The sequence below is a fragment of the Aminobacter sp. DSM 101952 genome (genome assembly GCF_001424795.1).
GTDB lineage: Bacteria > Pseudomonadota > Alphaproteobacteria > Rhizobiales > Rhizobiaceae > Aminobacter > Aminobacter aganoensis.
In genome coordinates this window covers 1-18,344 of sequence record NZ_LMCL01000031.1, presented here as the reverse complement: position 1 = coordinate 18,344, position 18,344 = coordinate 1, and the positions used below count along the sequence as shown (strand labels likewise).

The 18,344-nt window shown below is 64.5% G+C and carries 21 protein-coding genes; 14 read left to right on the top strand and 7 right to left on the bottom strand.

The window, feature by feature from the left end:
* The first annotated feature begins 1 nt into the window (after position 1).
* From ASC75_RS18555 to ASC75_RS18530, 6 genes are all read left to right on the top strand, one after another.
* Positions 2–1,429 (top strand): HlyD family type I secretion periplasmic adaptor subunit, encoded by a 1,428-nt coding sequence (locus ASC75_RS18555; RefSeq protein WP_082496660.1) that lies wholly within the window; start codon positions 2–4, stop codon positions 1,427–1,429.
* 96 nt (positions 1,430–1,525) lie between these two features.
* Entirely contained in the window at positions 1,526–2,170 is a 645-nt protein-coding gene (locus ASC75_RS18550; RefSeq protein WP_055978489.1) for a TetR/AcrR family transcriptional regulator, read from the top strand.
* Positions 2,136–3,299, top strand: a complete 1,164-nt coding sequence (locus tag ASC75_RS18545) for an isovaleryl-CoA dehydrogenase (protein WP_055978488.1) — start codon at positions 2,136–2,138, stop codon at positions 3,297–3,299. The genes ASC75_RS18550 and ASC75_RS18545 overlap by 35 nt, the downstream gene beginning before the upstream one ends.
* A gap of 71 nt (positions 3,300–3,370) precedes the next feature.
* Positions 3,371–3,709: an AbrB/MazE/SpoVT family DNA-binding domain-containing protein gene (locus ASC75_RS18540; protein WP_055978487.1), complete on the top strand. Its 339-nt coding sequence runs from the start codon at positions 3,371–3,373 to the stop codon at positions 3,707–3,709.
* Entirely contained in the window at positions 3,706–4,083 is a 378-nt protein-coding gene (locus ASC75_RS18535; protein WP_055978486.1) for a type II toxin-antitoxin system VapC family toxin, read from the top strand. The genes ASC75_RS18540 and ASC75_RS18535 overlap by 4 nt, the downstream gene beginning before the upstream one ends.
* A 120-nt stretch (positions 4,084–4,203) precedes the next feature.
* Positions 4,204–5,811: a carboxyl transferase domain-containing protein gene (locus tag ASC75_RS18530; RefSeq protein ID WP_055978485.1), complete on the top strand. Its 1,608-nt coding sequence runs from the start codon at positions 4,204–4,206 to the stop codon at positions 5,809–5,811.
* Between the two features lie 83 nt (positions 5,812–5,894).
* Here the strand turns inward: ASC75_RS18530 and ASC75_RS18525 are convergent, their stop codons facing one another.
* Complete coding sequence (locus ASC75_RS18525; protein ID WP_055978484.1) at positions 5,895–6,449, bottom strand: dihydrofolate reductase family protein; 555 nt, start codon at positions 6,447–6,449, stop codon at positions 5,895–5,897.
* A 116-nt stretch (positions 6,450–6,565) separates the two neighbouring features.
* On the opposite strand from ASC75_RS18525, the gene ASC75_RS18520 reads away from it, so the two are divergent.
* From ASC75_RS18520 to ASC75_RS18510, 3 genes are all read left to right on the top strand, one after another.
* Positions 6,566–7,132, top strand: coding sequence for an O-acetyl-ADP-ribose deacetylase (locus tag ASC75_RS18520; protein ID WP_055978483.1), 567 nt, complete (start codon positions 6,566–6,568; stop codon positions 7,130–7,132).
* Positions 7,132–9,087 (top strand): acetyl/propionyl/methylcrotonyl-CoA carboxylase subunit alpha, encoded by a 1,956-nt coding sequence (locus tag ASC75_RS18515; RefSeq protein ID WP_055979208.1) that lies wholly within the window; start codon positions 7,132–7,134, stop codon positions 9,085–9,087. Before ASC75_RS18520 ends, ASC75_RS18515 begins: the two co-directional genes overlap by 1 nt.
* 101 nt (positions 9,088–9,188) lie before the next feature.
* Positions 9,189–9,806, top strand: a complete 618-nt coding sequence (locus ASC75_RS18510) for a YitT family protein (RefSeq protein ID WP_055978482.1) — start codon at positions 9,189–9,191, stop codon at positions 9,804–9,806.
* A 57-nt stretch (positions 9,807–9,863) separates the two neighbouring features.
* Here ASC75_RS18510 and ASC75_RS18505 read toward each other — a convergent pair whose 3' ends face one another.
* The 3 genes from ASC75_RS18505 to ASC75_RS18495 all read right to left on the bottom strand — a co-directional run bounded on the left by ASC75_RS18505 (position 9,864) and on the right by ASC75_RS18495 (position 12,432).
* Positions 9,864–10,526, bottom strand: a complete 663-nt coding sequence (locus tag ASC75_RS18505; RefSeq protein WP_055978481.1) for a peroxiredoxin — start codon at positions 10,524–10,526, stop codon at positions 9,864–9,866.
* Positions 10,527–10,688: 162 nt separating this feature from the next.
* Entirely contained in the window at positions 10,689–11,807 is a 1,119-nt protein-coding gene (locus ASC75_RS18500) for an ABC transporter substrate-binding protein (protein WP_055978480.1), read from the bottom strand.
* 358 nt (positions 11,808–12,165) lie between these two features.
* Positions 12,166–12,432: a sel1 repeat family protein gene (locus tag ASC75_RS18495; RefSeq protein ID WP_055978479.1), complete on the bottom strand. Its 267-nt coding sequence runs from the start codon at positions 12,430–12,432 to the stop codon at positions 12,166–12,168.
* Positions 12,433–12,870: 438 nt separating this feature from the next.
* On the opposite strand from ASC75_RS18495, the gene ASC75_RS18490 reads away from it, so the two are divergent.
* A complete protein-coding gene (locus tag ASC75_RS18490; RefSeq protein ID WP_055978478.1) occupies positions 12,871–13,215 on the top strand; it encodes a DUF2147 domain-containing protein in 345 nt (114 codons plus the stop codon).
* Positions 13,216–13,399: 184 nt separating this feature from the next.
* Here ASC75_RS18490 and ASC75_RS18485 read toward each other — a convergent pair whose 3' ends face one another.
* Positions 13,400–14,122, bottom strand: a complete 723-nt coding sequence (locus ASC75_RS18485) for a glutathione S-transferase family protein (protein ID WP_055978477.1) — start codon at positions 14,120–14,122, stop codon at positions 13,400–13,402.
* Positions 14,123–14,295: 173 nt separating this feature from the next.
* Between ASC75_RS18485 and ASC75_RS26490 the strand changes: the two genes are divergently transcribed.
* From ASC75_RS26490 to ASC75_RS18475, 3 genes are all read left to right on the top strand, one after another.
* Entirely contained in the window at positions 14,296–14,466 is a 171-nt protein-coding gene (locus tag ASC75_RS26490; protein ID WP_184117343.1) for a hypothetical protein, read from the top strand.
* A gap of 33 nt (positions 14,467–14,499) precedes the next feature.
* Positions 14,500–14,694 (top strand): hypothetical protein, encoded by a 195-nt coding sequence (locus ASC75_RS18480; RefSeq protein ID WP_055978476.1) that lies wholly within the window; start codon positions 14,500–14,502, stop codon positions 14,692–14,694.
* Between the two features lie 67 nt (positions 14,695–14,761).
* Positions 14,762–16,264, top strand: a complete 1,503-nt coding sequence (locus ASC75_RS18475) for an AMP nucleosidase (RefSeq protein ID WP_055978475.1) — start codon at positions 14,762–14,764, stop codon at positions 16,262–16,264.
* Positions 16,265–16,317: 53 nt separating this feature from the next.
* Here ASC75_RS18475 and ASC75_RS18470 read toward each other — a convergent pair whose 3' ends face one another.
* Positions 16,318–16,920, bottom strand: a complete 603-nt coding sequence (locus tag ASC75_RS18470; RefSeq protein ID WP_055978474.1) for a DUF922 domain-containing protein — start codon at positions 16,918–16,920, stop codon at positions 16,318–16,320.
* Between the two features lie 220 nt (positions 16,921–17,140).
* Here ASC75_RS18470 and ASC75_RS18465 point away from each other — a divergent pair, with 220 nt between their 5' ends.
* Positions 17,141–18,175 carry an endonuclease/exonuclease/phosphatase family protein gene (locus tag ASC75_RS18465; RefSeq protein WP_244487875.1) on the top strand — a complete coding sequence of 345 codons (1,035 nt, stop codon included), beginning with the start codon at positions 17,141–17,143 and terminating at the stop codon, positions 18,173–18,175.
* Between the two features lie 81 nt (positions 18,176–18,256).
* On the opposite strand, the gene ASC75_RS25665 is transcribed toward ASC75_RS18465, so the two are convergent.
* The coding region (locus tag ASC75_RS25665; protein ID WP_156133942.1) for a 4Fe-4S dicluster domain-containing protein at positions 18,257–18,344 on the bottom strand (88 nt) is incomplete at its 5' end.

The following is an 18,344-nucleotide window of genomic DNA, read 5'->3' as shown; positions in this document are numbered from 1 at the left end:
AATGACATTGGTAACGACCCATTCCGCGGCAGACCGGCTGAAGGCAGCGCGGGATCTTGCAGCGTCGGTGAAAACACAGGAGCTTGCGCTGCTCGACAGGGGCGCCAAGCCGATCGAAGGCGCATCGCCGCAACAGCAGCGGCTGCGCCATGCCATAAGACGAAACGTGCGGCTGGGCGGCGTTGCCGCGCTGGCGCTGGTCGGCGGGCTCGGCCTGTGGGCAGCGACAAGCAGCCTGTCGGGCGCTGTCGTGGCTGCCGGCCATCTGGTGGTCGATTCGAACGTCAAGGCAGTCCAGCATCCGCAGGGCGGCGTGGTCGGCGCACTGAACGTGCACAATGGCAGCGTGGTTTCGGCCGGCGAGGTGCTGGTGCGGCTGGACGATACCGTCGCCAAGGCCAATCTTGCCATCGTCGACAACGGCCTGGACGAGCTGATTGCGCGGCGGGCCCGCCTGACCGCCGAGCGCGACGGGGCTGGCGAGGTTACCTATCCCGAGGAACTGACAGCACGTGCCTCCGATCCCGGCATCGCCCAGCTGATTGAGGGCGAAAACAAGCTGTTTGCACTCCGACGGCAGGCGCGGGATGGCCAGGTATCGCAGTTGCGCGAGCGCATTGCCCAGTTTCGCCAGGAAATCTCCGGCATCGAAGCCCAGCAGAAGAGCAAGCAGCAGGAGATCGCCCTGATCAAGGTCGAGCTCGACGGCATGGAGGAACTGTGGAAGAAGAAGCTGGTGCCCATTTCACGGCTGGCGGATCGCCAGCGGGCGCAAGCGCAACTCGACGGCGAGGACGGCCAGTTGACGGCAGCGGCAGCGCAGACGCGCGGCCGGATCAGCGAGACGGAACTCGCCATCATCCAGATCGACCAGGACATGCGCAGCCAGGTGGCGAGCGACCTGCGCGAGATCGACGCCAAGGCGGGCGAATTGCGGGAACGACAGGTCGCCGCCGAACAGTCGCTGAAGCAGATCGACATCCGTGCACCGCAGGCCGGCCGCGTGCACCAGCTGGCCATCCACACGGTCGGCGGCGTCGTCACCCCCGGCGAAGCGATCATGCAGATCGTGCCGACGGCGGACGCGCTGGTGGTGGAAGCCCGGGTCGCGCCGCAAGACATCGACCAGGTGCGCATCGGCCAGCCGGCGACGCTCCGGCTGTCGGCCTTCAACCAGCAGACCACACCCGAGGTGGACGGCACGGTCGACCGGGTTTCGCCCGACATGATCGAAGACCAGAAGGCCGGGCTCTCCTATTATGCCGTGCGCATTGCCCTGTCGGCCAGGAGCCTGGAACAGGCCGGGAGCCCCGACCTCAAGCCCGGCATGCCGGCCGAGGTGTTCCTCAAGACCACCGACCGGACGGTGCTTTCCTATCTGTTCAAGCCACTGACCGACCAGGCCAGCCGCGCATTCCGCAGCGACTGAGGCACACCAGCCCCGATCCAGGGCGCGCCCAACGATGCCTCTTGAATTAATTTAACGTTCGTTTTATTAATTGGCCCATCCGGGAGGAATGGCTCAATGGCGCGGACGGCGGGTTCGGACGGCGGCAGGACGGAAGCGGCAATCCGCGACGCAGCGGTGCTGCTGATCGCGCGCCATGGCTACGAGGCCGTGACGATGCGCCAGTTGGCCGCCGAAGTGGGCGTGCAGGCGGCGGCGCTCTACCGCTATTTCCCCACCAAGGAAGACCTGCTCCGCACGCTAATGCGCGAGCATATGGAAGCGCTGCTCGGCACCTGGGAAAGCGCGCGCCCCGACAATGACGACCCGGTGGCGCGCCTGACCGCCTTTGTCGCCAACCATATCCGTTTCCATGTCGAACGCCGGCACTCCACGCATGTCTCCAACATGGAACTGCGCAGCCTTTCGCGCGATAATCTGACCGGCATCCTCAAGCTCCGCACCGCCTACGAGAAGGAGCTCAGGACGATCCTGCGCGACGGCGCGGAAGCTGGCGTGCTGGAGGTCGACGATACCGGCCTGACCGCGATGGCCATCATTCAAATGATCACCGGCGTCATCGTCTGGTTTCGTCCCGATGAGAGGCTGTCGGTCGACGAAGTGACGGCGACCTATCTTGCAATGACCATGCGCCTGACCGGCGCCAAGACCAACACGGAGCACAGTCATGTACGACAAGACGCTGAACTTCGGGCTCGGTGAGGACATAGACAGCCTGCGCGAGATGGTGCGGCGCTTCGCCCAGGAGCGCATCGCGCCGATTGCCGCCGACATCGATCGTTCGAACGAGTTCCCCGCGCATCTGTGGCAGGAACTCGGCGCGCTCGGCCTGCTGGGCATCACCGCCGAAGGCGAATATGGCGGCTCGGAAATGGGCTATGTCGCTCATGTCGTCGCCGTGGAGGAGATCTCCCGCGCCTCGGCTTCGGTCGGCCTGTCCTATGGCGCGCATTCGAACCTGTGCGTGAACCAGATCAAGCGCTGGGGCACGCCGGAGCAGAAAGCCAAGTACCTGCCCAAGCTGTGCTCCGGCGAGAATGTCGGCGCACTCGCCATGTCGGAAAGCGGCTCGGGTTCCGACGTCGTGTCGCTGCGCCTCAAGGCCGAGAAGCGCAACGACTGCTATGTGCTCAACGGCTCCAAGATGTGGATCACCAACGGTCCCGACGCCGACACGCTGGTGGTCTATGCCAAGACCGATCCGGAGCGGAAATCGCGCGGTATCACCGCCTTCATCATCGAAAAGACGACGAAGGGTTTTTCGGTGGCGCAGAAGCTCGACAAGCTCGGCATGCGCGGTTCCAACACCGGCGAGCTGGTGTTCGAAAATGTCGAGGTGCCGTTCGAAAACGTGCTGCACGAGGAAGGCCGCGGCGTCGAAGTGCTGATGTCGGGCCTCGACTACGAACGCGTGGTGCTGGCCGGCGGGCCGATCGGCATCATGGCCGCCTGCCTGGACGTGGCGGTGCCCTACGTCCATGACCGCAAGCAATTCGGCCAGCCGATCGGCGAATTCCAGCTCGTGCAGGGCAAGCTCGCCGACATGTATTCGACGATGAATGCCGCGCGCGCCTATGTCTATGCGGTGGCGGCAGCCTGCGACCGCGGCCAGACGACGCGCAAGGACGCTGCCGGCTGCGTGCTGTTTGCGGCGGAGAAGGCAACGCAGATGGCGCTCGATGCGCTGCAACTGCTCGGCGGCAACGGCTACATCAACGACTATCCCACGGGGCGCCTGCTGCGCGACGCCAAGCTCTACGAGATCGGCGCCGGCACCAGCGAGATCCGGCGTTGGCTGATCGGGCGCGAGATCATGGCGGAAGGGGCATGACAGCGCACGTTTGTCGCTTTTTGCCATTCATGGCATAATCTCGCTTTCTGCCACAGATCGGGATTCATGCCATGACTGAGCCAGAGATACCGGAGGGTTTCGCCGAAGAGCCGCAGAAGCCCTACAGCTCCAGGATCCGGGATGAACTGCTGCGCAAGCCGCCGCGTTTCGAACGCCTGCGCGTGGGCGATGGTGGTCGCCTCGTCATCCCAGCAGCGATGCGCGAGGAAATGGGCATCAAGCCCGGCGACGATCTCGTTGCGCACGTCGAGGATGGAGAACTGAGGCTGATCTCGCACCAGATGGCCCTCACCCGGGTCCAGCAAGAAATGGCAAAGTACAAGAAGCCGGGCGAGAGCGTGGTCGACGAGTTCCTCGCGGAACGTCGGGCCATGTGGGGCGAAGAATGATCGTTCTGGACACCTCTGCAGTCCTGGCGGCCATGCTGCAAGAATCGGGAGCAGAACGGGTGCATGCCATCGTCGACGAGAGCATCGTCTGCACCGTCAATGTCACGGAGATCATCTCCAAGCTTGCCGACAAGGGCTACGACGAGATCGAGGTCCGGCAACAATACGAGAATTTGCGCCTTCAGGTGGCCCCTTTCGACCACCACCTTGCACTGATCGCCGGGCACCTTCGGCCAATGACCCGCCACAAGGGCCTGTCGCTGGGCGACCGGGCGTGCCTGGCGCTCGCCATCCGGGAGGGCGCGACAGCCTTTACCGCCGACCGCAAATGGGCCGACCTCGACGTCGGCTGCAGGATAGAGATCATACGCTAGAGCACCGACGATGCTGGACTTCGCCGAAATTACGAGGCTAGTGCGTTAGATTCGCCACCCCACCATGACTGCTACGCGCCCTGGGCGCAGCAGCGCATGGGTATCACTCCAAGAGGACAAATGCCGACGCTCCACTCCCTGCTCTCCCCCTCCTCCGAAAGCTTCAAGGCCAATGCCGCGCGCCTGCGATCGCTGGTGGCCGACATCGGCGAAAAGGCGACGACGGTAGAGCGCGGCGGCTCGGAAGACGCGCGCAAGCGGCACGCCTCGCGCGGCAAGCTCCTGCCCAGGGAGAGGCTGGCGCAGTTGCTCGACGCCGGTTCGCCGTTCCTCGAGGTCGGCCAGTTCGCCGCCTGGGGCCTCTATGGCGGCGACATCGCCTCGGCGGGACTGATCGCCGGCGTCGGCCGCGTCGAGGGCACCGAATGCATGATCGTGGTCAACGATGCCACGGTGAAGGGCGGTACCTACTACCCGATGACGGTGAAGAAGCACCTGCGAGCGCAGGAGATCGCGCTGCAGAACAACCTGCCCTGCATCTACCTAGTCGATTCCGGCGGGGCCAACCTGCCCAACCAGGACGAGGTGTTTCCCGATCGCGACCACTTCGGCCGCATCTTCTTCAACCAGGCCAACATGTCGGCAGCGGGTATTCCGCAGATCGCCTGCGTCATGGGTTCGTGCACGGCAGGCGGCGCCTATGTGCCGGCGATGTCGGACGAAACGATCATGGTACGCAACCAGGCGACGATCTTCCTCGCCGGTCCGCCGCTGGTGAAGGCGGCGACGGGCGAGGACGTGAGCGCCGAGGAACTGGGCGGCGCCGACCTGCACACGCGCGTCTCGGGCGTCGCCGACCACTATGCCGTCGACGACGAACACGCGCTGGCGATCGTCCGGCGCATCGTCAAAAACCTGAATCGGAAGAAGGACATCGGGCTGGTCCTGAAGAAAGCGATTCCGCCGCTTCATGCGCCGGAAGAGGTCTATGGCGTCATTCCCGCCGACCTGCGCCAGCCCTATGACGTGCGCGAGGTGATCGCGCGCATCGTCGACGGCTCCGAGTTCGACGAATTCAAGCAGAACTACGGCACCACGCTGGTGACGGGCTTCGCCCACATCCACGGCATGCCGGTGGGCATCATCGCCAACAACGGCGTGCTGTTTTCCGAGAGCGCGCTGAAGGGCGCGCATTTCATCGAGCTGTGCTGCCAGAGGAAGATCCCGCTGGTGTTCCTGCAGAACATCACCGGCTTCATGGTCGGCGCAAAATACGAGGCCGGCGGCATCGCCAAGGACGGCGCCAAGCTGGTGACGGCGGTGGCAACCGCTCAGGTGCCAAAGGTGACCATCATCATCGGCGGCTCGTTCGGCGCCGGCAATTACGGCATGTGCGGCCGGGCCTATTCGCCGCGCTTCCTGTGGATGTGGCCTAACGCCCGCATCTCGGTGATGGGCGGCGAACAGGCGGCGACCGTGCTCGCCATGGTCAAGCGCGACGGCATCGAGCGCAAGGGTGGCAGCTGGTCGAAGGAGGAGGAAGCCGAGTTCCGCGCGCCGATCCTGGAAAAATACGAGCGCGAGGGACACCCGCTCTATTCGTCGGCCAGGCTGTGGGACGACGGCATCATCGACCCGGCAAGGACGCGCGAGGTGCTGGCGCTCAGCCTGTCGGCAGCACTCAACGCGCCGATAGCCGACACCAAGTTCGGCGTCTTCAGGATGTGACGGCAGGGCCGCGCCCCACGAGGGCATGGCACCATCCGGGGAAGGATTCAGAAGCCTTGAGCGATCGCCCGCAACATGACGGCCTAGGCAGCAGCCTGCGGCAGGTAGCGCAGGATGACGCCGCCGTTCTTGAGCGGCGCGGTCTGGGTCAGCTTCATCGCAAGCTCGCGGCCGGGCTTGAACAGCCGGTTGCCGGCGCCGAGCAACACCGGGGCGATGCACAGCCTGTATTCGTCGACGAGGCCGTTGGCGAGCAAGGTGTCGAGCAGGTCGGCGCTGCCGAACACGAAGATGTCCTTGCCCGGCTCGCGCTTGAGACGCTCGACGGCGGCAACGAGGTCGCCCTCGAGCAGGCGGCTGTTGTTCCAGGTCACCTGCTCGAGCGTGCGGGAGGCAACCGCCTTCTCGCTGTTGTTCATCATGTCGGCGATGGCGCCGGTCTCCTGGGTCCAGTAGCTGGCCATGCCCTCGTAGGTCTTGCGGCCGAAGAGCAGCGTGCCGAGCTCCTCGCCCTGGGCCAGCGAGAAGGCCTCGAGCTCTTCGCCCCAGACGAGGTTGTGGAAGCTCAAATCCCAGGGGCTCTTGCCCTCGAAGTAACCATCGAGGGTCATGACGTTCCAGGCGACGATCCTGCGCATTTCGGCTCCTCCTCCATGCTTTCGTTCTGCAACCGGTCATTGGATCGCATAACTGATTTCGATGTGCAATCAGTTTTGCCTTTGACGACGACCGGCCTCGGCAAGGCGGTGGCGGCATGAGAGCGCGCATCTCGGTCATCGTCGCCGACATCACGACGCTCGAGGTCGACGCCATCGTCAACGCGGCCAACTCGTCCTTGCTGGGCGGCGGCGGGGTGGACGGCGCGATCCATCGTGCCGCGGGGCCAGAGTTGCTGGCCGAATGCCGGCAACTGGCCGGTTGCGACACGGGCGACGCGAAGATGACGGGCGGCTACCGACTGAAGGCGCCGCACGTGATCCACGCCGTCGGCCCGGTCTGGCACGGCGGCGGTGCCGGAGAGGCCGACCTGCTGGCATCCTGCTACACGCGCGCCTTGCAACTCGCCACTGAGCACAGCCTGACAAGCATCGCCTTTCCGGCGATCTCGACCGGCATCTACGGCTATCCCAAGGATGAGGCGGCAGGCGTGGCCGTTGCCGCCGTATTGCGCCACCTCGGCGCCAGGCAGTCGCCGGAGACAGTGGTGTTCTGCTGCTTCGACGAAGCCGCCGCCGCTTTCCATCGCGCCGCGCTCGACCTCTCGGGGGCGACGATGAATAGCGCGCCGCTTCCAATGACCCACTTCGTATCGGGGGAATGATGTTCTCGAAAATCCTCATCGCCAATCGCGGCGAAATCGCCTGCCGCGTCATCCGCACCGCCCGCAAGATAGGCGTGAAGACGGTTGCAGTCTATTCCGACGCCGATGCGCGGTCGCTGCATGTGGCGATGGCCGACGAGGCCGTGCATATCGGCGGCTCGCCTGTCGCCGAAAGCTACCTGCGCGGCGACGTCATCATCGCGGCGGCCAAGGCGACCGGCGCCGAAGCGATCCATCCCGGCTACGGCTTCCTCTCCGAAAACCCCGACTTCGTCGACCAGGTGACGGCGGCCGGCCTCGTCTTCATCGGCCCGTCGGCGGCCTCGATCCGTGCCATGGGGCTGAAGGATGCAGCCAAGCGGCTGATGGAAAAGGCCGGCGTGCCGGTGGTGCCGGGCTATCACGGCGAGGCGCAGGAGATCGTCATCCTCGCCAGCAAGGCACGCGAGATCGGCTATCCCGTGCTGATCAAGGCGCGCGCCGGCGGCGGCGGCAAGGGCATGCGCCGGGTCGACCATCCCGACGACTTCTCCGACGCGCTGTCGGGCGCGCGGCGCGAGGCCAAGGCCGCCTTCGGCGACGACCGCGTGCTGGTCGAGAAATATGTCGACAAGCCGCGCCACATCGAGGTGCAGGTGTTCGGCGACAACCATGGCAATGCGGTACATCTGTTCGAACGCGACTGCTCGGCACAGCGCCGGCACCAGAAGGTGATCGAGGAAGCCCCTGCCCCCGGCATGACGCCGGAACTGCGCGCGGCGATGACCGACGCCGCGGTGAAAGCCGCCAAGGCGATCGGATATTCGGGCGCCGGCACGATCGAGTTCATCGTCGACGCCTCGGACGGGCTGAAGCCGGACCGGTTCTGGTTCATGGAGATGAACACGCGCCTGCAGGTCGAGCATCCGGTGACGGAAATGGTGACGGGCGTCGACCTGGTCGAGTGGCAGTTGCGCGTGGCCGCGGGCGAGGAACTTCCCGTCGGGCAGGACGGCATCGGGCTTGATGGTCATGCCTTCGAGGCGCGGCTCTATGCCGAAGACCCGGCCAAGGGTTTCCTGCCGGCGATCGGGACGCTGCACCACCTCCGCTTTCCGTCCGAAAGTGCGGCCGGCACCGATATCCGCATCGAAACCGGTGTGCGCCAGGGCGATGCCATCTCGCCATTCTACGATCCGATGATCGCCAAGGTGGTGACGCATGGCGCCGACCGCACAACTGCACTCGACGCGCTGGCCGATGCCGTCTCGCGCACGGAGGTGGCGGGGTCGACCACCAATGCGGCGTTCCTGGCAGCCCTTGCCCGCGACCCTGACTTCGCGTCGGGCGATGTCGACACCGGCCTGATCGGGCGCAAGCAGGACGAACTCACCACGTCCGCCGCGCCGGGCAGCCGCGCGATGGCGCTTGCCGCATTGGCGGCGACCGGAGCAACCACACCAGCCGACTCGGACGATCCCTGGTCGGGCCTTGCCGGCTACGCCCACTTCAATCCGCTGGTGCGGCGGACGGCGCTGTCGTTTGGCGGCACCGAGATCGTCGCCCACATTTCGGCCAGGCCGGACGGACGCTTCGACGTCAGGCCCGAGGGCGGCGAAGCCTTCGTGCTTGCCGCCGAAACAACGGACGCCGACGCCACCGTCGCCGGCTGGCCGGGCCACGTCACAGTGTTCGAGAACGGCCGTTCCTTCGACTTCGCGATCAGCGATCCGTTTGCGCGGGCCGCCGAGATCGGCGAAGGCACGTCGAGCATGCGGGCGCCGATGCCGGGGCTGGTCAAGCTGGTGCGCGCGGCCAAGGGCGACAAGGTCACCAAGGGACAGGCACTGCTGGTGCTCGAGGCGATGAAGATGGAACACACCATCACCGCCACCCATGACGGGGTGATCCAGGAGATCGCCGCGGAAGGCGCGCAGGTGACGGACGGAACGGTGCTGGTGCGCTTCGAGGAATAGTGCCGCCGTTTGCGAAAGCGCAACTCCAGCCCAAAAATGGGTTTCGATCTTCGGGCCGACGCCTTAGGGCTGCAGGGCAGCGACCAACGACAGGCGACCCCGTGACCGAAACCAGCAGCGAAGCCATCCCGCATGGGCTCTACGAGGACTTGCTGGCGCTGCTGACCGGCACGATGCTGGTCGCGCTGGGACTGGTGCTCTACACCCATGCCGGGCTGATCACCGGCAGCTCGGCCGGGCTGGCGCTGCTCATCCAGTATGTCACCGGCTACGGTTTCGGTGCGGTCTTCTTCGTCATCAACCTGCCGTTCTATTATCTCGCGGTGAAACGCATGGGCTGGCCGTTCGCGCTACGCACCTTTGCCGCGGTGGCGCTGATCTCGGCCTTGTCGCGGCTGACGCCGGAATGGATCGGCATCGCGCATGTCGAACCGCTCTATGCGGCGGTCGCCGGCGGCGGGCTGATGGGCATGGGACTGCTGATCCTGTTCCGCCACCGCGCCGGGCTCGGCGGCTTCAACATCCTGGCGCTCTACCTGCAGGACAATTACGGCATCCGCGCCGGCTATTTCCAGCTTGCCGTCGACCTCAGCATCCTGGTCGTATCACTGTTCTACCTCGACTGGACGAAGGTGGCGCTGTCGGTGGCGGGCGCGGCGGTGCTCAACCTGATCATCGCCATCAACCACCGTCCCGGCCGCTATGTCGGCATGAGCTGACGCAGCAAACAAAAAAGCCGCGCCAAGGGCGCGGCTTTCGCTGCAATCCGTTGCGGATCAGTGCGTGGTCGGCTGCTTGGTCTTCCTGAGATAGGGCAGCACGCGCTCGAACGAGCCGAAGCGCTTGATGGCATCCTCGTCGGACACGGCGGCGGTGACGATGACGTCGTCGCCCTGCTTCCACTGCACCGGCGTTGCCACCTGATACTTGGCGGTCAGCTGGATCGAATCGAGCGCGCGCAAGATCTCGTCGAAGTTGCGGCCGGTCGACATCGGATAGGTCAGCGTCAGCTTGACCTTCTTGTCGGGCCCGATGACGAACACCGAGCGCACGGTGGCATTGTCTGCCGGGGTGCGGCCTTCCGAGCTGTCGCCGGCACCGGCCGGCAGCATGTCATAGAGCTTGGCGACGGCAAGCGTCGGATCGCCGATCATCGGGTAGTCGACCTTGTTGCCGGACAGTTGCTCGATATCGGCCTTCCACTTGTGGTGGTTTTCGACCGGATCGACCGAGATGCCGATCATCTTGGCGTTGCGCTGGGCGAAATCCGCCTTGAGCCCGGCCATGTAGCCCAGTTCGGTCGTGCAGACCGGGGTGAAATCCTTGGGGTGCGAAAACAGCACGGCATAGCCGTCGCCGATCCAGTCGTGAAAGCTGATCGGGCCTTCCGTGGTGTCGGCTTTGAAATCCGGGGCGGTGTCGTTGATACGAAGGCTCATGGCTCGGTTCCTCCTGAAATCGACGCACGAAGCGACGTCGCAGCCAAAACGGCGCGCATATGACGTCCGAGTGCGAATGCGCCATCTTGCGCCAAGCCCACGAAAACGACAATGGCCGGGACAAGCCCGGCCATTGGAACAATTCGGACTTTCCAGGAAAACCTACTGCTGGATCGGCGCGTACTTGCCGTCATGCCACTGGTTGATGTCGTAGCTGGCGTTCTTCAGGTCGCCCTTCTCGTCGAAGACCACGTCGCCGACGACGGTGCTGATCGGCTTGCCATCCTTGAGCGCCTCGGCGACCTTCATCGGATCGTCGGTGCCGGCGCGTTCGATGCCCTGCGCGAAAGCCTGGATGGTGGCGTAGGAGAACAGGGTGAAACCTTCCGGCACGAAACCGCCGGCCTTGATCTTCTCGACCGCTTCCTTGGCTTCGGGCTTGGCCTGCGGATCGGACGGGAAGACGAACATCGTGCCTTCGCCGGCCGGACCGGCGATCTGCCAGAATTCAGGCGAGGCGATCGAGTCCGGCATGATCAGCTGATACTTGAAGTTCTGCTCCGCCGACTGGCGCAGGATGAGGCCGGCCTCGGGGTGGTAGCCACCGAAATAGACGACATCGGCCTTGAGATCCTTGAGCTTGGTGACGAGCGCCGAATAGTCCTTCTCGCCGGCATTGATGCCTTCGTACAGAAGCTCGGTGAGGCCCGCGGCATTCATCGTCGTCTTGACGGCATCGGCCACGCCCTGGCCGTAGGCGCTCTTGTCGTGCAGCACGACGACGTTCTTGCCCTTGTACTTCTCGGCGATCCACGGCCCGATGAAGGCCCCCTGCGCGTCGTCGCGGGTGTAGAGACGCATGATCGTCGACCAGCCCTTGGCGGCCGCATCGTCGGTCATGATCGGGTTCGACGACGCCGGCGACATCATCAGCGCGCCGCTCTCGGCATAGACGGCGGAGGCCGGAATGCTCGAGCCCGAGCAGGCGTGGCCGTCGATGAACTTGATGCCGTTGGCAACGATGCGGTTGGCGACCGAAACCGCCTGCTTGGGATCGCAGACGTCGTCCTCGACCGAAAGCTTGAGCTGGCGACCCAGGACGCCGCCCTTTTCGTTGATCGCCTTGACCGCAGCCTCGGCGCCCTGGCGGAACTGGTCGCCGATATTGGCGAGCTGGCCGGTCATCGGCCCGACGACGGCGACGGTGATGTCTTCGGCAAATGCCACGCCGGCACTGAGCGACAGCGCGAGCAATGCGCCAACTGAACGTTTGAAATGCATTCTTCCCTCCCCCTGAGCGCGCCGGCGATGCCGCGCGCCATTAAATGCACTGGAAACCTCCCACCCAGCTTGTGCCTTGTCTTGGCGCATGGGCGTCGGAGCATTGTGCCTGCAAGCGGCACTGGCGGCAATGATGCCGGCAGCCGGGTCGCCGACTGGCCAAAACAAAAAGGCCGCGCCGATCTTGTTTCGATCGGTCGCGGCCTTTTTCGTGGAGGACGTCGCGGAGCGTCTTTGGCCCCGTCGCAGTCCGCCTGCCCTGTTATGCGTCGCGCCTCGCCCGTCCTTCAGACCGTCGCGTTGTTGTTGTTGGAAGCCGCCATGCCGGCGACCTCGATCTTCCCCCCGGAAGCGGTGTTCAGTGCGTGGTCATCCATTCGCGGGCTTCGCGCAGCGCCTTGACGATGTCGAGCTTGGACATCGAGCCGGACAGTTCCGAGCGCAGTTCCGCGGCGCGGGCAGAGCCCTTGATCGCGGCGATGTTGAACCATTTGTGGGCGGCAATGACGTCGACCTCGCAGTCGCGGCCGGTCGCATACATCATGCCCAATTCCAGAAGAATGTCGGCCTGAGCGGTGGAACCCATCGCGCCGAAGCCAGCATCAAAGATTTCGAAACGTGCCATTTTCTTATCCCCTGTCTGTCTCCCGAGAGCGGGCTCGCTGGTGTCCCCGGAGCTGCTCTTTCGATGCTTCCGAAGATGCCGCCCAGCCTTGAATCCGTCGTTAAATGGCGTGCTTAATTCCAGGAAAACAAACCTCAAACAAAGGGTAAACCTCGGAATTCATTAAGGATAGGAACCGTTGCGCCGGTTGGGATTTGGAGAAAATGCGATGAAAATTTGCGCGCGGACGCGAAAGTCTTTGATAACCACGCCCAGCTTTCATCCGTCGCCATCGGTGAATTTCGGGGTCTCATTCCGGCGTTTTCGGGCCGCAAAAATGCGCCCAGCTTCCGCAGCGGCACCGCTTTTGTTTTCGCCAGAGCTGCATTACGCTTACGTTTGCGTAAACCTCAGGCGGGGGAGATGCCTGTGAGCAAGACACCAACCGGGAGGACTTCAATGTTTCGCAAGATGAGCGTGGCCGTGGCGGCCACGATGATGCTGGCCGGCGCGGCCCATGCCGATCCGATCGAAGGCAACTGGAAGACCGAAGCCGGCTCGACCGCCGCGATCGCGTCCTGCGGCGGCAGCTTCTGCATCACGCTGAAGGACGGCAAGCATGCCGGCAAGAAGATCGGCACCTTCAACGCCGATGGCGACAGCGCCTATTCGGGCAAGATCACCGATCCGGCCAACGACAAGACCTATACCGGCAAGGCCAGCCTTGCCGGATCGAGCCTGAAGATGAAGGGCTGCGTGCTTGGCGGCCTGATCTGCAAGACCCAGAACTGGTCGAAACTGTAAGAGCGAACGAGTGAGTAGTGAGTAGTGAGTAGTGAGTAGTGAGTAGTGAGTAGTGAGTAGTGGTCCGGCCCAGGCCGAAGCTACAACCCTCAAGGACCCACTATTTCACTATTCACTATTCACTACTCACTACTCACTATTCACTATTCACTATTCACTATTCACTATTCCCCAAACGCTTCCCTCACGCCCTCGCCCGCTGGCCGAACAGCACCTTCTGGGCTTCCTTGTCGTCGGCAAGGTTGCGGCGGTGGTCTTCGCCGATGGAGATGCCCTTGATCACCGCGGGGCGCGCCATCAGCGTTTCGAACCAGCGCTTGAGGTGCGGGAAGTCGTCGATTTCCTGGCCCTGGTTCTTGTAGGGCTTGACCCAGCCGAGCGAGGCGATGTCGGCGATCGAATAGTCGCCGGCGAGGAACTCGCGGTCGGCGAGGCGCTTGTTCATCACCCCATAGAGGCGATTGACCTCGTTGGTGTAGCGGTCGATGCCATAGGCGATCTTCTCCGGCGCATATTGCCGGAAGTGATGTGCCTGGCCGGCCATCGGCCCGAGGCCGCCGACCTGCCAGAACAGCCACTGATCGACCTCGGCGCGACCGCGCTCGTCCGACGGATACAGCTTGCCGAACTTGCGGCCGAGATACTGCAGGATCGCACCCGACTCGAAGATCGAGATCGGCTCGTGGCCCCACTTGCCGTCGGCGCTCGGACCCTCGGGGTCGACGATCGCCGGCATGCGGTTGTTGGGCGCGATCTTGAGGAATGACGGCTCGAACTGCTCGCCCTTGCCGATGTTGATGTATTTGACCGTGTAGGGAACGCCGAGTTCCTCCAGCATGATCGAGATCTTCCAGCCGTTGGGCGTGGGCCAATAATAGAGCTCGATCGGCAGTGTCTGGGTGGTCATCCCGCAGTCTCCGTTGATGGTCGATGGACTGGAGATATGCGCGGGCCGCTGAAACGCAACCCTGCGAACGTCTTAAGCACCGTCAATAAATTTGAACCGAAGATGAACGGAGGTCTCAGAACCCGTTCAGTCGCGGCCGGGCATATTCCCTCGCATTGAAGGGAAAGACACCAATGCTCGCTCGCCGGTTCACCATCGTCTGTCTGCTCAGCGCCCTGTTCGGCATCGCATTCGCCACCATCGTCGCCGAGACCAGCCGGCCCGCCCGCTCCTGGGACATCGGCAGTGTGGTGCCTTGTGTCTTCGAAGAGGGCCTGACCTGCAAACCGCCGCACAGCAAATAATCGAACCAACTGTCCGAGACGAAAGAAACGCCAATGACCCGCACCGCAACCCAGATCAGAAAGACGCTCCGGCTCCTGCCGCGGGCCGCGCTGATCCTGATGGTTCTCGCCGCCCCGGTGCTGGCCGTGCCGCAGCTGCGCGCCGACAACGGTTCGACGATCGAGGCGCCCGCAGCACGCAAGGGCGGCGTCGGCTTCGTGCTGCTGGTCAGCCTGCAGCGGAGCTGAGCGTGGTTTTGACGGGAGCCGCCATCGGCCCCCTCCCCACTGTCATGATTGGTCTCTATAATGGGTCATGGAAAAGCGAATCTATCCTGAGCCCATCGAATCCATCTCCTCGCCGCTGCCGTTTCCCAAGCAGAGCTTCAGCGATGCCGGCAAGGCGGTGGCCGCCCTGCAGCAGCTTTACGAACGCAACACCGCCTTCCTGCGCGAGGCCTTCGCTTCGCTTGCCGCGGGCGCCGACACCAATGTGCGCTTCCGCGCCTTCTACCCCGAGGTCGGGGTCACCACGACGTCCTACTCGCAGGTCGATTCCCGGCAGGCCTATGGCCATATGCCGACGCCAGGCCATTTCTCGACGACGATCACCCGGCCCGACCTGTTCCAGAACTACCTGACCGAGCAGCTGAAGCTGATCATGCGCAACCACGGCGGACCGGTCACCGTGTCGGAATCGTCGACGCCGATCCCGCTGCATTTCGCCTTCCTCGAAGGCACCCATGTCGACGGCGCCGCCGCCGACCGCATCCAGCGGCCGATCCGCGACCTGTTCGATGTGCCGGACCTCGACGGCACCGACGACCACATCGCCAACGGCACGTTCGAGATCATGCCCGGCGAAGCGCGGCCGCTGGCCGTCTTCACCGCCCAGCGCATCGACTATTCGCTGCACCGGCTGGCGCACTACACCGCGACCACGCCGCATCACTTCCAGAACTTCGTGCTGTTCACCAACTACCAGTTCTACATCGACGAGTTCGTCCTGCTGGCCCGCGAGCTGATGGCCAAGGGCGGCGGCGGCTACACCGAGTTCGTCGAACCGGGCGGCGTGGTGACCAAGGCAGGCGCCAGCGCACCGTCCGAAGGCACGCCGCTTGGCCGGCTGCCGCAGATGCCGGCCTATCACCTGAAGAAGCCCGGCCATGGCGGCATCACCATGGTCAATATCGGCGTCGGCCCGTCCAACGCCAAGACCATCACCGACCACATCGCCGTGCTGAGGCCGCATGCCTGGCTGATGCTCGGCCACTGCGCCGGCCTGCGCAACACCCAGGCGCTGGGCGACTACGTGCTGGCGCATGCCTATGTCCGCGAGGACCACGTGCTCGACGACGATTTGCCGGTATGGGTGCCGATCCCGCCGCTGGCCGAGGTGCAGGTGGCGCTGCAGGAGGCGGTGGCCGAGGTGACCGGGCTTTCCGGCTACGACCTCAAGCGCATCATGCGCACCGGCACTGTCGCCACCATCGACAACCGCAACTGGGAGCTGCGCGACCAGCGCGGGCCGGTGCAGCGGCTGTCGCAGTCGCGGGCGATTGCACTCGACATGGAATCGGCGACGATCGCCGCCAACGGCTTCCGCTTCCGGGTGCCCTATGGCACGCTCCTGTGCGTTTCCGACAAGCCGCTGCATGGCGAGCTCAAGCTGCCCGGCATGGCGACGGAATTCTACAAGCGGCAGGTGGCGCAGCACCTGACCATCGGCATCCGCGCCATGGAAAAGCTGGCCGAGATGCCCAACGAGCGGCTGCACTCGCGCAAGCTGCGCAGCTTTGCCGAGACGGCTTTCCAGTAGCCCAGCCTTGTCGCGCCCGTGAATTTGCGGGCGCGAATGCCCTGGCGCGCCGGCTATTGGCCGTTGACGAAGGTCAGGATCAGGCGGTGGACGTTGCCGCCATCGCCGAGTTCGACGCGGTCGAAGTCGCTGCTTTGCCGGCGCTGGGCGAGCGAAGCTTCGGACAGCGGCCTGATGATCTCCTGCCTGATCTTCTTGCAGCCGGGATCGCCCGGCACCGAGAGGCCGATGGTGGTCTTTTCGATGGTCGCCACCATCTGCTTGATCATCTCGCCATGCACCAGCTCGTGGCGCCTGACGCCTTCGTAGAACACGTCCCAGCGCTGCTGCAGCGCTGCCGGCAAGCGGCCGGCCGGCTTGGGCAAGGTGTAGGTGATGATGAGCTTGGGCCTGGCCGCGACCAGGGTGCAGGCATCGCCCTGCGGCTCGTACTTGCGCTGCCAGGTGAGCTTGAAATTGGTGTGGGCGATGGCGCGGCCGACGCTGGCCTTGGGGCCGCGCTCGCCGATCGAGGCATAGAGCTCGGGCGCCGTGCTCCCCGAGATGGCGTAGGTCTTCGTCTGCTCGACGACCTGACCGTTGGCGCGGGCGTCGGCCGTCGTCGCCAGAAGCAGGACCGCACAAGCCCGCAGCCAGTGATGGGCGGCTGTTTTCATTCCATTCTCCGCAAGGCAGTTGCAGCGTCGAGCAAAACCGCCACGAAGGCCGGCGGGTGCGGTCCATCGGTCTCACGGTTCGCCACGGATTTCAACCGGGGCGGGCGATTGCGACCGATACAAGAGGCTTGTCAACGAAGCCTTGCGGCAAGATACAGGAGGCCCATAATCGATCATCAATGGGCCGCATTTGTCGCGACATGAAGCGGACATGACGACCATGGCTTTTTACAAATTCGGCAGGATCGCCTGCTTCCTGGCGATGATGCTGCTTTCGGTGCCGCTGGTAGCCGGGTTCTTCGGCGCCTGGCACCCGGCGCTCGATTCCTTCGCCCATTTCAGGGTGCATCTGGCGGTGCTGATGATGCTGGCGGCGTTGCCGCTGCTGTTCGGCTCGCTGCGCTGGCAGGCGATTGCCGCGCTGGCCCTTGGCGCCGCGGCACTGTCCACCACGTCGAGCGCGCTGCCGCTGCCGGGCCTGGGACCGGTGCATGCCGCAATCCAGCCGCGCGCCAGCGACCGTCCCGTCTACAAGATGCTGCAGCTGAACCTGCGCTTCAACAGCACCGAACCGGGCAAGGCGCTGTCGCTGATCGGCCGGACCCAGCCTGACGTCATCACGCTCGAGGAAGTGTCGGCGCAGTGGAACAAGAGCCTCGAGCCGCTGCTTGCCCGCTACCCCCACCGCATCCTGTGCCCCTACCCCAACCACATCTTCGGCGTGGCGATCCTGTCGCGCCGGCCGTTTGCCGAAGGCAGCGAGCCGCAGTGCTTCGGCGGCGGCGCGCTGGCCATCGCCAAGGTCGATTTCGGCGGCCGGACGGGCGACGTGGCCGTCCTGCATCTCGGCTGGCCATGGCCGTTCGAGCAATCGCAACAGATCGGCGAGTTGAGCAGCGACCTCGCCTCGCTCGGCGACAGTGCAATCCTGGGCGGCGACTTCAACGCGACGCCATGGAGCGCTGCGGTCAGGCGCGTCGCCGAGGCCGGCGGCCTGACGCTGATGCCCTCGGCCGGGCGGACCTGGCTGACCTTCATGCTGCCCGACTTCATGCGCTTTGCCGGCCTGACCATCGACCATGTCATGGCCAAGGGCGACGTGACCGTGCATTCGGTGACCATGGGCGAGGACGCCGGGTCCGATCATCGGCCGCTGCTGGTGGAATTCTCGTTCAAGGACAGCGCCACCCAGCCCGAAGACAGCGAGTCGCAGACGGTGGTGCTCGAAGCGCCCCCGGCGCCACGCGGCAGCTGAAACCATTCGCCCCAAGGAAACGGCCCGGAAGTCGCGAGGACTTCCGGGCCGTTTTATTCTCTGAATGCGTTGCGATGCTCGTCACATGTTCGGATAGACGGGCCCCTCGCCGCCCTGGGGCGGGACCCAGTTGATGTTCTGGTTGGGGTCCTTGATGTCGCAGGTCTTG